At 68.0% G+C, this 13,522-nt stretch carries 13 protein-coding genes; 7 read left to right on the forward strand and 6 right to left on the reverse strand.

The genetic code is table 11. The features are described from left to right. Window positions 1–58: 58 nt before the first annotated feature. Window positions 59–418: a hypothetical protein gene (locus ABZV40_RS33720; RefSeq protein ID WP_355450839.1), complete on the reverse strand. Its 360-nt coding sequence runs from the start codon at window positions 416–418 to the stop codon at window positions 59–61. Between ABZV40_RS33720 and ABZV40_RS33725 the strand changes: the two genes are divergently transcribed. The 5 genes from ABZV40_RS33725 (at window position 389) to ABZV40_RS33745 (ending at window position 5,118) form a co-directional block, all read left to right on the forward strand. Next, on the forward strand, window positions 389–1,276 hold the full coding sequence (locus ABZV40_RS33725) for a S8 family serine peptidase (RefSeq protein ID WP_355450842.1): 888 nt from the start codon (window positions 389–391) through the stop codon (window positions 1,274–1,276). The genes ABZV40_RS33720 and ABZV40_RS33725 overlap by 30 nt on opposite strands. Before the next feature lie 54 nt (window positions 1,277–1,330). Further along, window positions 1,331–1,960: a sigma-70 family RNA polymerase sigma factor gene (locus ABZV40_RS33730; protein WP_355450845.1), complete on the forward strand. Its 630-nt coding sequence runs from the start codon at window positions 1,331–1,333 to the stop codon at window positions 1,958–1,960. Further along, entirely contained in the window at window positions 1,938–2,381 is a 444-nt protein-coding gene (locus ABZV40_RS33735) for a hypothetical protein (protein WP_355450848.1), read from the forward strand. The genes ABZV40_RS33730 and ABZV40_RS33735 overlap by 23 nt, the downstream gene beginning before the upstream one ends. Before the next feature lie 98 nt (window positions 2,382–2,479). Continuing rightward, window positions 2,480–3,280, forward strand: a complete 801-nt coding sequence (locus ABZV40_RS33740; protein ID WP_355450851.1) for an SAM-dependent methyltransferase — start codon at window positions 2,480–2,482, stop codon at window positions 3,278–3,280. Then, window positions 3,280–5,118: a diguanylate cyclase gene (locus ABZV40_RS33745; protein ID WP_355450854.1), complete on the forward strand. Its 1,839-nt coding sequence runs from the start codon at window positions 3,280–3,282 to the stop codon at window positions 5,116–5,118. The genes ABZV40_RS33740 and ABZV40_RS33745 overlap by 1 nt, the downstream gene beginning before the upstream one ends. Window positions 5,119–5,142: 24 nt before the next feature. Here ABZV40_RS33745 and ABZV40_RS33750 read toward each other — a convergent pair whose 3' ends face one another. From ABZV40_RS33750 to ABZV40_RS33770, 5 genes are all read right to left on the reverse strand, one after another. Continuing rightward, on the reverse strand, window positions 5,143–5,661 hold the full coding sequence (locus ABZV40_RS33750; RefSeq protein ID WP_355450857.1) for a snapalysin family zinc-dependent metalloprotease: 519 nt from the start codon (window positions 5,659–5,661) through the stop codon (window positions 5,143–5,145). Window positions 5,662–5,874: 213 nt separating this feature from the next. Continuing rightward, a complete protein-coding gene (locus ABZV40_RS33755) occupies window positions 5,875–6,417 on the reverse strand; it encodes an ATP/GTP-binding protein (RefSeq protein WP_355450960.1) in 543 nt (180 codons plus the stop codon). 71 nt (window positions 6,418–6,488) lie between these two features. Beyond that, window positions 6,489–6,911 carry a roadblock/LC7 domain-containing protein gene (locus tag ABZV40_RS33760; protein WP_030468876.1) on the reverse strand — a complete coding sequence of 141 codons (423 nt, stop codon included), beginning with the start codon at window positions 6,909–6,911 and terminating at the stop codon, window positions 6,489–6,491. Beyond that, a complete protein-coding gene (locus ABZV40_RS33765; protein ID WP_355450860.1) occupies window positions 6,908–9,748 on the reverse strand; it encodes a nitrate- and nitrite sensing domain-containing protein in 2,841 nt (946 codons plus the stop codon). The genes ABZV40_RS33760 and ABZV40_RS33765 overlap by 4 nt, the downstream gene beginning before the upstream one ends. 221 nt (window positions 9,749–9,969) lie before the next feature. Next, on the reverse strand, window positions 9,970–10,980 hold the full coding sequence (locus ABZV40_RS33770; RefSeq protein WP_355450863.1) for an ABC transporter substrate-binding protein: 1,011 nt from the start codon (window positions 10,978–10,980) through the stop codon (window positions 9,970–9,972). 175 nt (window positions 10,981–11,155) lie between these two features. Here ABZV40_RS33770 and ABZV40_RS33775 point away from each other — a divergent pair, with 175 nt between their 5' ends. After that, window positions 11,156–12,325 (forward strand): 4-hydroxybenzoate 3-monooxygenase, encoded by a 1,170-nt coding sequence (locus tag ABZV40_RS33775; protein WP_355450866.1) that lies wholly within the window; start codon window positions 11,156–11,158, stop codon window positions 12,323–12,325. A gap of 174 nt (window positions 12,326–12,499) precedes the next feature. Further along, complete coding sequence (locus ABZV40_RS33780) at window positions 12,500–13,381, forward strand: IniB N-terminal domain-containing protein (protein WP_355450869.1); 882 nt, start codon at window positions 12,500–12,502, stop codon at window positions 13,379–13,381. The last annotated feature ends 141 nt before the right edge of the window (window positions 13,382–13,522 follow it).

Below are 13,522 nucleotides of genomic sequence, written 5' to 3' on the forward strand. Positions count from 1 at the left end.
GCGCCACTTTATCGGGTGTGGTAGTTTGATCAAGCTCGGTCGGGGTGGAGAGTCGACGCTACTTTGTGAGGCCCTGGTGACGAAACCGTCGGAACGTTCTGAGCTTTACGAAAGAGCATTTCAGCAGCTCATCGCCGATGACAAGAACATCGGCTTCCACGCCGAACGCGGGCGGGAATTCCTTTATCGTCCCGGCCAGCTCCTGGTCGGCACCGCCGATCTCGACCGGGTGATCGCAAAACTGCGGCAGAACAATATCGACGCCCGCCCCGGCGAAGGATTCGCCGGAATGGCGCGATTGATCCTCCCGAACAACGCCCAAGACATTCCGCGCATCGTGCGACTGTTGCGCGACCAACGAAACTGGCCGAACGAGCGGGTGCCGCTCGTGCAGCCGCACCACGTGATCGTCGGCCACGGCGGCAACGTGATGGGCAACCCCGGCGACCGCCCCCGCCCCACCGACCCGCTGTCCGCGCCCAAGGCCGACGACCGGCACTCCGCGATCCGGGTCGGGATCATCGACACCGGCATCGCCCAGAACGCGACGAGCGAGCACGCGGACTGGTTCAAGGGCCGATACGCCGAGGAAGCCGACGACGTCGACAGGGCCTACAGCGCCGGCAGCCTCTTCGCGCTGCAGGGCGGGCACGGCACGTTCGTCGCGGGCGTCATCCAGAGCGCCGCGCCCGGCGTCACGTTCGACCCGGAGGTCGCGCTCGACCCCAACGGCCTCGGCGACGAGGAGACGCTCTGCCGCAAGATCACGGAGCTGGGCCGCAAGAAGATCAACGTCCTGAACCTCTCGCTCGGCTGCTACACCGAGGACGACGTGGCGTCCGAACCGCTGCGTCTCACGCTGCAGAACCTGCCGAGCGACATCGTCGTGGTCGCGTCCGCCGGCAACCGCGGCGACCAGCGACCGAGCTGGCCCGCCGCGTTCTGCGGCGTGACGGCCGTCTCGGCACTCGCGCAGAACGCCGACGGCTCGATCATCCCCGCGTGCTACTCGAGCTTCGGCCACTGGGTCAACGCGTGCGCGATCGGCAACCGGTCCTCGACCTACCTCAAGGGCGAGTGGAAGCTGCCGGGCGAGCCGGACTTCACCCCGTTCACGCTCTGGGCGTACTGGGCCGGCACGTCGTTCTCGGCGCCGTGGATGACGGGCCGGATCGCCGCCGTCATGGCCGCGGACGGCATCAGCGCCGGTCAGGCGCGTGACAAGCTGCTGGACGGTGCCGAGTTCCACCCCGGCTACGGAGTTTTTGTCAAATAGTTGTATCTGGGGAGCAACCTCGGCCTCCGCCAGTTGTGACCGCGAGGAGTCGACGTGACCGCAGGATCCCCGATCGCCGCGCTCGTGCGCGCGGCGGCCGAGGGCGACCAGTCGGCGTGGAACGAGATCGTGGACCGTTACACGCCGCTGGTGGTGTCGGTGATCTACAAGCACCGGCTGCGCCCCGCGGACGCGGCCGACGTGAACCAGACGCTGTGGCTTCGGCTGGTGGAGCAGATCGGACGGCTGCGCGAGCCCGAGGCACTGCCCGGCTGGATCATGACGACCACCCGCAACGAGTGCCTGCGCGTGCTGCGCGTGCAGCAGCGCACGCACCTCTACGACCCGTTGTCGGAGTCCGACGCGCTGGAGTCGGAGCAGGTGGACGCGGACGTGGAGGCGGACCTGCTGGCCGTGGAGCGGCGGCAGGCCCTGCGGGACGGGTTCGCCGAGCTCACGGACCAGTGCAAGCGGTTGCTGACGAAGCTGATGACCGATCCGCCGCCGAGCTACCAGGTCGTGAGCGACGAGCTCGCGATGCCGATCGGCAGCATCGGCCCGACCCGGATACGTTGCCTGGAGAAGTTGCGCAAGACCCCCGCGATCGCAGCGTTCCTGGGATCGCCCCAGAAGAAGTCGTCAGCGAGAGGAGGTGTGCTGGGTGCGGCACGACTGGGACAGTGACGAGATGCTGCTCGACGCCTTGCGGGACGCCTTGAGCACACCTTCCGAGGAGGTGCCGCCGGAGTTCGTGGAGGCCGCGAAGGCCGCGTTCACCTGGCGGACCATCGACGAGGAGCTGCTGCTGCTCACGTCGTACGACTCCGTGCTGGACGACACGCTGTTCGACCGCGCGAGGTCCACGACGACGGCGCGGCAGCTGGTGTTCGACGCGGACGGCGTGTCGCTGCAGGTCGAGGTGTCGGCGGCGGGGATCACCGGTCAGCTGATGCCGGCGTCCGGATCGGTCACGCTGGTGACGCCGAACGGGGAGCACGAAACAGCGGCGGTCGACGAACTGGGGATGTTCGTGATGGGGAGTGCACCGCGCGGACCGGTGAAGTTCCGGTTCGCTCACGGTTGCACCGATTGGTTCATCCTCTGAGCACCATTCGAGTGATGGAGGAATTCCTTCGTTCGGCCCACCTCTGCGGCCACTAGGGTTGTCCGCGCTCCGAATTCGCGTCGCGAAAGGTGTGGGCCGTGGTCGATCGAGTCAGCTGGGTTCCGGAGGGCGTCAACGTCGACGTGCCGAGTTCCGCCCGGATCTACGACTACCTGCTGGGCGGCGGCCACAACTTCGAAGCGGACCGCGAGACCGCCGAGGCGCTCATCAGGGTGCTGCCCGTGCGGGACATGGCCCGGCGCAACCGGGCGTACCTGCGCCGCGTGGTGCTGGAGCTGGCCGGTCTGGGCATCCGGCAGTTCCTCGACCTCGGGTCGGGCATCCCGACGGTGGGCAACGTGCACGAGGTGGCGCACGAGGTCGCCCCCGAGTCGAAGGTCGTGTACGTCGACTTCGAACCGGTCGCGATCACGCACGCCGAGCTGATGCTGGCCGACGAGCCGAACGTGACCGCGTTGCTCGGTGACCTGCGCGAGCCGGAGAAGATCGTGGCGCAGGCCCGGGACCTGCTCGACTTCTCGCAGCCGGTCGGGTTGCTGGTCGTGGGCGTCCTGCAGTTCATCCCCGACTCCGACGACCCGCGGGGCGTGCTGTCGCGTTACGTGGAAGCGCTCTCCTCCGGTTCGTACCTGGCGCTGTCGCACTTCACCGCCGACAGCATGCCGGCGGCCATGGCGGCGGGGAAGGAGATCTTCGCGAAGACCGCGGAGCCGATCACGCCACGCACGCGCGCCCGGGTGGCGGAGATGTTGTCCGGACTGGAGATCGTCGAGCCCGGCATCGTGTTCACCCCGCAGTGGCGACCGGAGACGCCGGAGGACGTCGGCGAGGACCCGTCGAAGGCGAACCTCTACGCCGCGGTGGGGCGCAAACCCTGATGACCACCTCGCCCCTCGCACAGCGCTGGGCGGCCGTTCTGATCGAGAGCGCGTACTCGCCGATGTCACGGCGGAAGCTGACGCAGCACCTCGACGAACACGCCGCCCGGCTGCGTGCTGGGCAGGAGGCCTCCGCCGTCGGGAAATGGCTGGTGCGCAAGCGCTTCACCGGTCCCGACTCGTTGCGGCGGACGCTGGAGGTGCTCGCGCCGGAGGTCTCTCCCGAGGTGCTGGGCGAGCTCGCGGCCGGGTACGTGCGCGCCACGCGCGACCAGCTGTTCTCCGAGCAGGAGAAGGTCAAGAACGCGCTGCTGAAGGCCGTCGAGGACGCACAGCGCGACCTGCACGACAGCGAGGCCCGGTTCGCCCAGGTCTTCGCGTCGACGGCGGTGGGTATCGCGATCTTCGACCTGCTCGGCACGGTCGTGGAGGCGAACGAGGCGCTGGTGCGGATGCTCGGCCACGAGGAGATGCCCAAGGAGCTCTTCGCCGAGGCCGACGCACTGGCGCTGGCGTCGGCCTGCGAGCGGATGATCGCGTCCTCTGTGGACAGTGATCGGCGCGAGTGGCAACTGGTGCGCGGCAACGGTGACACGGTGTGGGTGAACATCGTGCTGTCCGTGCTGCGCGGGGCGGACGGGCTGCCGAAGTTCCACGTCGCGCTGATCGAGGACGTGACCGAGCAGCGGATGCTGCAGGAGTGGTTGCGGCACCAGTCGTTGACGGACCTGCTGACCGGGCTGCCGAACCGCGCCTCGTTCACCGACAAGCTGGAGTCGGCGCTCGCGTCCGGTGAGCCGCACACGCTGGGGTACCTCGACGTCGACAGCCTCACGATCGTCAACGACGGCCTGGGTTGCGCGGCCGGGGACGCGGTGCTGGTGGAGGTCGCGCGACGGCTGCGGGTGGTGCTGCCGGACGCCGTGGTCGCACGGATCGGCGGCGACGAGTTCGTGGTGCTGATCCACGGTTCCCCGGACGTGGCCGCGCTGGCCGAGATGATCGACGACGAGCTGTCCGAGCCGGTCTACCTGGAGGGCGCGGGCGTCGCGGTGTCGACGTCGATCGGTTTCGTGCACACGTCCGGGCCGGGCGTGGATCCGAACGCGGTGCTGCGCCGTGCGCATTCGACGTTGCGACGGGCCGAGACCGGCGGCAAGCGGCAGTGGGCGATCTACGACCACGAGGCCGACCTCTCCGACCGCGCCCGCTTCGCGCGGATCGCGGCCATGCCCGGCGCCTTCGAGAACGGCGAGATCTCGGTCGAGTACGCGCCGGTGTCGTGGGGGTCGGGCTCGCTCGCCTTCGTCGAGGCGTCGCTGCGGTGGGGCACGTCCCGGCACGACGACGTCGTGGCCTACGCGGATGCTTTGGGCCTGGCCGCGCGCGTTGGGCAGATGGTGTTGCACGACGCGTGTTCGCGCGGAGAGCCGGTGCTGATCCGGTTGTCACGGGACCAGTCGCGGGACCAGGACCTGGCCGCGCACGTGCGGGCCACCCTGCGCGCCTGCGCCTTCCCGGCCTCGTCGCTGTTCCTGGCGCTGGACGTGCGGTCGATGCCCGACGGCGAGGAGAACCTCGAAGTGCTGCACGACATGGGCGTCCACGTGCTGCTGCACGAGTTCGGCGGCGGTTTCGCCGGTCTGTCCACTGTGGATCGCAGCCCGGTGTGGGGCGTCCGGCTCGCCCCACCGCCGTCGGAACGGCTGGCGCGGCAGGGTTTGGCGCTCATGGTGCCGTTGCTGCGGTCGGCGGGCCTGCACGTGATCGGCGGACCGGGCGACCGCGACGAGCTGACCGCCCTGGGTGTCGACCTGGCGGTGGGTCTCCCGCGGTAGCCGCGGGAGACCCACCGGGCGCGGTCAGGCCGCGTCCACGCTCTCGGTGAGGTCAGCCTTGGCGGAACCGGCGAAGAGCCGCTCGACGCGGGCCTTCTCCGCCGCGTTCGGGTGGACGTTCGGGCAGTCGACGCCGCCGGTGGAGCCCGACATCAGGCTGGAGCACGGGCCGGGCTTGACGTCCGGCAGACCCAGGATGTGCCCCATCTCGTGGGCGACGATCCGGACCCTGCTGTACCCCTGGTCCACGGCCTGCTTGCCGATCCAGATCTTGCCGTTGCCGAGCGTGGTCGGTTGCGCCCGCGGCCAGCCGGGGTCGGACACGATGGTGAAGTTCGCACGGGTCCCCGGGGCGGCCTTCTTGATCTGGACGTTCTTCACGTCACCGTTCCAGACCTTCACGGCCTCCGTGATGTCCGACTCGTACTGAGCCGCACCCGTGGAGTCGTAGGTGATGGTGCGAGCGGCTTGTGCGGTGCCCGCGACGCCGAGAGACAGGGCGGCGGCGCCGGCCAGCACAGCAACAGTCTTGCGCAGGAACACAGGAATCTCCTCGCAATGCAGGGTGATTGCTCCTCGACTGTATCGCTGAAGCCTTGGCGCACAAGAAAAGTCAAGAGTCAATCAACGCTGGCACGGTCCAGGCACTTCGCAGGTGCTCGTACCGGCACCGCGAACAGATCGCCGCCGAACAGGCGAAAACCCCTGCCCACGGCGTTGCGGGCAGGGGTTCCCGGTACCGACTTTCGTTGCGTGTCAGGCGAACGAAGGCTGGCGCAACGCGTGCTCCACCAACGCGATCAGGATCTGCTTCGTCGACTGGCGGTTCCGCGCGTCGCACGGGATGATCGGCACGGACGACGGGATCGTCAGCGCGTCCCGCACCTCCTCGGCCCGGTGGTGCATGAGACCGTCGAAGCAGTTCACCGCGATCACGTACGGCAGTTCGCGGTCCTCGAAGAAGTCGATGGGCGCGAAGGCCTCGTCGATCCGGCGCGTGTCGACCAGCACGACAGCGCCGATCGCACCGCGGACCAGGTCGTCCCACATGAACCAGAACCGGTGCTGTCCAGGTGTGCCGAACAGGTAGAGGATCAGGTCCTTGTCCAGCGACACGCGGCCGAAGTCCATGGCCACCGTGGTGGTGACCTTGTCAGGAACCGCGGACAGGTCGTCGACTCCGACCGATGCCTGGGTCATGACGGCTTCGGTGGTCAGCGGGGTGATCTCGGAAACCGAGCCCACGAACGTCGTCTTGCCGACGCCGAACCCGCCCGCGACGACGATCTTCGCCGACATCGCGGTCAGGTCCACCCCAGGTGACCCCGGACGACCCGGAGCACCGTCTCTCATGGGGAACTTCTCTCTACTCAGGCTCGCATGGAAACGTGCAGCTGGGCACGGATCTCCGGCGTGAGCTGGAGACCGACCCGTTCCACCAGCCGGGTCATCGCGTAACCGATGAGCCCGATGTCGCAGTTGGGCGCGGCGAGCACGGCGAGGCAGGACCCGTCGCTGATGGACATCAGGAAAAGATAGCCCCGTTCCATCTCGACGACGGTTTGTTTCACCTCACCCGCCTCGAAGCAACGCGCCGCGCCGAGGTTCAGCGAAACCAGGCCGGAGGACACAGCGGCGAGCTGTTCGGCGCGGTCGTGCGGGAGCCGGTCCGACGAGGCGAGCAGCAGACCGTCGGCCGAGACGACGATCGCGTGCGCGACACCGGCGACCCTGCTGACGAAGTCCTCGACCAGCCAGCTGAAGTTGTCCAGTTCCTCAGTCGCGGTGGTCACTGGTGTTCCCTTTCTGCGATCACGGGGATGCCGCCGACGGCCGAGTCGAAGAGCGACTCACGGCCCAGCTGGACACCCTTCTGGTACGTGGCGAACCGCTGCCGGAGCCGTTCCGCGGAACGACCTCCCGTCGCGACGGCCGCCAGCTGGGGAACGGGTGACGACGGTTTGGGAGACGAACCGGGCACCAGGCGCGCCTTCGGGACGCGCTTGGGCAGGCCGTTCTCCGTCGTCTGCGCGGGCACGCTGCTTTCCAGCGCCCCAGCGGCACGCCAGCCCTCGTCGGCCGATCCCCAGTCGGACTCGGCGAAGTCGGCGACCGCGCGCGGCACCGCCGTTGGTGCCTCGGACTTCGATGGTTCCGGCGAACGCTGCCGCTTGGGCAACCCGTTCACCGTGGGAGGTTCGGACTCTTCGTGCTCCGGCTCCGCTGCCGGAACGTCCTTTGTGGAGTCTTTGACGTCGACGGCCTTGACGTTGACGACGGTGGCGCCGCCGCGCTGCGGCACCGCGGCGGGCGTCTGGAACCACCGCGACAGGCTGTCGGCGGAGATCTCCTCGACGTCGTCGCGGACGGCCGGGAAGATCTCGGTCGCCGGGTCGCCGGGGTCCGCCGACGCGGCGGGCTCGGCCGGCCGTTCCATCGGCGGCTCGTACGAGTAACCGTCCTCAGCGGACGTCTCGGAGGCCTCGACGCGCGCGGTGAACAGGCCGTCGGCCGACGTCTGCTCGATGCGGTGCCGGCCGGAGGGCTCGTCGGAGACCTCGGAGGCCGACGGCAGCACGACCGGGTACTCCGGCGTCCACTTCGGCACACCCGACAGGCCTTCGCCGGTCGTCTCCACCGCGCCGGGCGGAATCGTCGAGGTGACCGACGGCAGCAGCGGCAACGCGGGCGGCGCGCCCTTGTGCAGCAACGTGACCGGGAGGATCACCTGGGCGGTGACGCCGCCTTCGATGTCGTCGTTGTTCGCGAGCGTCACGCGGATCTCGTGCCGCTTGGCGAGCTGGCCGACCACGTAGAGGCCCATCTCGCGGGCCACGGAGACGTCGACCTCCGGCGGCTCGGCGAGCTTCGCGTTGGACTCGGCGATGTCGGCGTCCTGCATGCCGACGCCGCGGTCGTGGATGCGGATCGCGACCTCGCCCTTGCGGGTCTCGATCGTGCGCACGGTGACCTTGGTGGTCGGCTTGGAGAACGCCGTCGCGTTGTCGAGCAGCTCGGCGATGAGGTGCGCGAGGTCGTTGACCACGCGGCCCTGCACCATCAGGTCCGGCGTCGGCGCGATCTGGACGCGCGCGTACTTCTCCACCTCGGACACCGCGGCACCGAGCACCTCGGCGATCGCGACCGGGCGGGTGACGCGGCGGTTGACCGTCGTGCCGGAGAGCACCAGCAGGTTCTCGCTGTTGCGGCGCATCTGGGTGGCGAGGTGGTCGAGCTCGAACAGCGACGCCAGGTGGTCGGGGTCCTGCTCGTCCTGCTCCAGCCGGTCGATCACGCTGATCTGGCGTTCCACCAGCGCCTGCGAGCGCCGCGACAGGTTGATGAACATGTCGTTGACGTTCGCGCGCAGGGCCACCTGCTCGACGGCGAGGCGGACGGCTTCGCGCTGCACCAGGTCGAACGCCCGCGCGACCTGACCGACCTCCTCGGTCGTGTGCAGCGGCACCGGGACGATCGCCTCCTCCGCGGCGCGTTCGGGGTCGCGGTGCGAACGGATGCGGCGAATCGCCTCCGGCAGCTGGTTGCGGGCGACGTCGAGGGCGCTGCGGCGGAGGATGCGCAGCGGCCGCAGCATCGACTGCGCGACCATCGCCATCAGACCGAACGCGACGAGCAGCGCCGCGGCGACCAGTGCGGCGTCACGCCACGCGTCGGTGCGCGCGATGCTCTGCAGGCGCGAGGTGGTGGCGTCGGCCTGGCTCTCCAGGTCCGCCGCGACCTCCCGCACCAGGTTCGCGGTGTCCTCACCGATCTTGAGCACCTCGGCGTCCGTGATGGACACCGCCTTGTCCTCGGCGTCCTGCGCCAGTGCGAGCTTCACCAGCCGGTTGCGCCCGTCGACGGCGGAACCGGACACCCTGTCCTGGAACTTCTGCCGGTTCTGCGCGGACGCCACGTCGTTGAACTCGTTGAACGCCGCGTCGAGCCGGGACTGCGCGGCCCGCAGCTCGTCCGCGCCACCGGGCGCGAAACCCTTGCGCAGCGCGGTCGCGGTCAGGATCGAGTTCTGCTGGCCGAGCTGTTCCTGCGCCTGGTACAGCGCCTGGGCCGCGGCGACCAGCGGAACGATCGCCGGTTCGCTCAGGCTGGAGATCGCGGCGCGGTGCACCTGGCCGAGCGAGGCGATGATCTGGTTGTAGGCACCGATCACGGCCATGTCCGGGTACTTCGTGCTCAGCAACGTGACGCGCAGGCTCGCCAGGTTGTCGAGCGACTGCAGCGACTTGCCGAACGCCTCGCGCAGCGGCGCGCTCAACGCCGTGGTCGTCGCGCCCGAGTCGCGGTACCTGCCCAGTTCCGCGTCGGTGACGCCGGTGCGGGCGGCGTGCTCCGGGCACGCGTTCTGCCTGCCGGCGGCCACGCACTGCACGGCCCAGTCGCGCTCGACCTGCAGCGCGTTCTCCACCTTCGCAGCCTGGTGGCTGACGGCGAGCTCGCGCTGGACGGTGCCGAAGAGCTCGACGGAGTCGAGCTGGGTGTTCAGGCGCAGGCCCGCGAGCGTCGCGGTGCTCAGGGCCGGAACCAACAACACCACCGCGAGCTTGCTTCGCAGCCGCCAGTTGCGTAGGCGGAACCGGTCGATGCCTCGCTGGTCCTCTCGACCGCGCACCGTCAACACTCCCCGCCCCGTTTAATAGCAGCAAACCTGGTGGATCTTGGTGTAAAACGCACGGTTCTCATACCGCCGTTCGGACGACAAAAACAGCTGGTTCGAGAATCAACAACTTCGAGCTGGGCGGCTAAACGGCCCCTTACCGATAATTCATCCGGCCGAAACGGCAGCGCGGGCAGCCGTGATCACGGCGCGATCACAGCCACCCGCGCTGTTCGTCAACTGCCGGAGGGCTGGACGAGCATCGGCTTGACGTCCAGCGCCTTGTCCAACAGGCCGTAGCGCTGCATCAGCTCGGTGACGCGCTGCAGACGCGTCGCGTCGAGCGTGGTCGGGAAAGCGCCGAAGTGCACGAGAGCAGCGGTTTCCTTGTCGACCTTGGCGTAGTCGACGAGGAGCGGCTCGACCGTGGGACGGTCGCCCGCGTCGGCCTGACCCTTGGCGATCGCGCGCTGGAACGCGGCCACCGTCTTCGGGTTCTCCTTGGCGAACTGACCGCTGGTCGCGTAGCCGGCGATCGGGATGTTGTCGGTCGGGCCGGAGGCCGCGTCGAGGATCTTGACCTGGCCGGCGGCGCGCTGCGCGCGGGTGATGAACGGCTCGACCATGAACGCCGCGTCGACGGTCTTGTTCGCGACCGCGGCCTGCATGTCGGGGAACGGCATCTCCTTGAACGTGACCGACTTCGGGTCGACGTTCGCGGCCTCCAGGGTCGCCTTCGCGGTCAGCTCCGCGATGTTCTTGAACGTGTTGATCGCGATGGTCTTGCCCGCCAGGTCCTTGGGGCTCTTGATCGCCGAGTCACCGGCGGCCAGGATCAGGAACATGTCGGGTTTGGCCTGGTAGCCATCGGCGATGAGCTTGATGCCGTCGACCTGCTTGGCCGCGTCCTTCGACTGGGCGGCGAAGAACGAGACCCAGTTCCCGAACGTCATGTCCAGCTCTTTGTTGATCAGGCCGGGGATCGCCTGAGCACCACCCTGGATCGTCTTGAGCTCGACCTCGAGACCCTCGGCCTTGAAGTAGCCCTTCTTGATCGCCACGTGGACCGAGGCCACGTCGAGGATCGGCAGGACCCCCAGGGTGATCTTCGCCTTCTCCACCTGCCCGTTCGCGTCGGTGGTGGGCGCCGGCTCTTTGCCGCCGAGCAGTCCACAGCTCGCCACGGTGGCGAGCATCGTGGCAAGGGCGATGCCACGGACGGCCATACGGCGGACTCTTCGAGTCATCGGGAGCACTCTCCTGTCGGAGCGGTGTCGTCGTTGCGGGGTGAACGCGACGGTCAACCACTCAGAGTAGTGATACTGCTCCAAAAGACCCCAGTTGACCGACACGCGCAGGTTCCAGTCCACTACCTGCGGTGAGCATCTAAGCACAGCAGGTCTAGGGCTAGGAGAACCCCAGTTGAAGCGCGCTGTAGCCGTCATCGGCGCCGGGCCGGCCGGTCTGACCTTGGCAAACCTGATCCAGCAGTCAGGTATCGACTGCGTCGTCCTCGAAAAAGCTAGTCGTGCTCATGTGGAAACCCGGCCACGAGCGGGAGTCCTGGAACATCGCTCTGTAACCATGTTGGAGTCACTCGGCCTGGCGGATCGTTTACTGATGGAAGCAGACCGTCACGGAACGTGTGAATTCCGCGTGAGCGGACAAGCCTTCCAGGTGGCCTACAGCGACCTGTATGGAGGCCGTCAGCACTACGTGTACCCCCAGCAGGAAGTCGTCAAGGACCTCATCGGGTCATTCCTGGACGCAGGGGGTGACATCAGGTTCTCCGTCAGCGACGTGGAGTTGCACGACTTGACGTCCTCGCAGCCCTCCGTGACCTGGACCAGCGCAGACGGGGTGCGCACGAAGGTCACGTCCGACTTCGTGGCCGGATGTGACGGGTTCCACGGCGTGAGCCGGCCCTCCATTCCCGCGGGGGTGCTGACAGAATTCACCCATCACCACGGAATTGAGTGGCTGGCAATTCTCGCAGAGGCACCTCCGTCGACTAAAGCCATCATTTACGCTTTACACGAGGACGGTTTCGCCGGACACATGCTCCGGTCCCCGACCGTTTCCCGGTTCTACCTCCAGGTGCCGGTCGGAACGAATGCTTCAGACTGGTCCGACGAACAGGTCTGGGAAGCATTGCACAAGCGGTTCGCACTCCACGGTTCCTCGTGGTCGCTGACCGAGGGCAAGATCATCGAGAAGCGCGTGCTGGACATGCGCAGCCATGTCGTGGAGCCCATGTCGTACGGACGGCTCTACCTGCTGGGTGACGCAGCCCACATCATCACGCCGGTCGGCGCCAAGGGCATGAACCTCGCCCTGAACGACGCCGCAACGTTCGGACGTGCGCTGACGGAGTTCTACGCGACCGGATCGGAGACCGGTCTCAAGACCTACTCCGAGGACTGCCTGCGCCGCGTGTGGCGGGCACAGGAGTTCTCCCAGTGGATGGTGAACATGATCCACACCGACGTGGGCTCGCCGTTCTTCGGACGCTTGGCGCAGGCGCGGCTGGAGCACCTGGCGGAGTCGGCTGCCTATCGGGCGACCTTCGCGGAGAACTACGTCGGCCCCTGAGGGCAGAATCTCCCCCTCTAGGGTGACTTCCCGGACTCCCCTAACGGGTGAGACCAACCCCCTAGGGATCTTGTTTCGTCACGATCTGGGGCCAACTCCCGATGCCGGGGGATGTCGTTCGTCCATACGGTTCAACTCGACATCCCCCGACCCAGCTACAGGAGCTTGAGTCCCATGCAGCAGCAGACCGCGACCACCACCACGGCGCAGACGGGCCCGACCACGGTCCACGCGGGCGACACCACCGTGGAGACCGGTGGCACCACGGTGCAGACCGAGCAGATCACCCTGCACGACTTCACCCTCGGCCTGCTGACCGACCTCGACGCCCGTGAGGCGTTCCAGCAGGACCCGCTGGGCTGCCTGGAGGCCGCCGGCCTGAGCGACATCACCGCGGGCGACGTGCACGACATCCTGCCCCTGGTCCTCGACGCCGCGTCCGTCGCGAACGTCGACGCGGTCGGTGGCATCCTCGGTGGCGAGCTGCCCGCCGGCCTGCCCGCCGACCTGCCCGCCGTCGACACCCTGAAGCTGGTCGCGGGCAACGTCGAGAGCGTCGCGGGTGTGAACGGCCTGGCGAACGCGGCCGCTCCCTCGGCGATCACCGCGCTGGTCTCCGACTTCTCCGGCCTCGGCGACGTGTCGCACACGCTCGACGCCACCGTGCTGAAGGGCACCCACGTCGTCTCCAACGTCTCGGACATCGCCACCGGCAACGACGTCGTCACCAAGGTGACCGACGTGGCGAACCTGCACGACGTGTCCGGCGTGTCGGACGTGCTGGTCAAGGACATCGACACCGACGTCCTCGCGAAGCACGTCGTGGACACCGACGTCCTCGTCAAGAACACCGACGTGCTGGTCAAGGACGTGGCGGACGTTCACAACGTCGTCGACGTGAGCCACAACGTCGTTCAGGACGTGGCGCAGGTCGGCGAGATCCACAACGACCTCCACCACGACCTCGGCCAGGTCATCGGCGACGTGAAGGTCGCGGGCAACGACGTGCTCGACCACGGTGTCGCCAACGGCAACCACATCGACATCCACTTCTGAGTGGCTGTGTCTTGAACGAGTAACCAGTACAGCGCGGGCAGCCCCGAGAAGCGCCGGGGCGCCCGCGCTGTCCACCGCCTGCTTGCACACCCTCCTCGCACGGCGACGGCTTCTCGTTGGCCGACGGGCCCTCCCTCTCGT

It is taken from the genome of Lentzea sp. NPDC004782 (genome assembly GCF_040609115.1).
Classification (GTDB): Bacteria; Actinomycetota; Actinomycetes; order Mycobacteriales; family Pseudonocardiaceae; genus Lentzea.

What these genes read in the sequence shown, in the direction of transcription:
- ABZV40_RS33780 (WP_355450869.1), top strand. Translation starts at nt 12,500, where the DNA reads ATGCAGCAGCAGACCGCGACCACCACCACGGCGCAGACGGGCCCGACC.
- ABZV40_RS33770 (WP_355450863.1), bottom strand. Translation starts at nt 10,980, where the DNA reads ATGACTCGAAGAGTCCGCCGTATGGCCGTCCGTGGCATCGCCCTTGCC.
- ABZV40_RS33745 (WP_355450854.1), top strand. Translation starts at nt 3,280, where the DNA reads ATGACCACCTCGCCCCTCGCACAGCGCTGGGCGGCCGTTCTGATCGAG.
- ABZV40_RS33755 (WP_355450960.1), bottom strand. Translation starts at nt 6,417, where the DNA reads ATGTCGGCGAAGATCGTCGTCGCGGGCGGGTTCGGCGTCGGCAAGACG.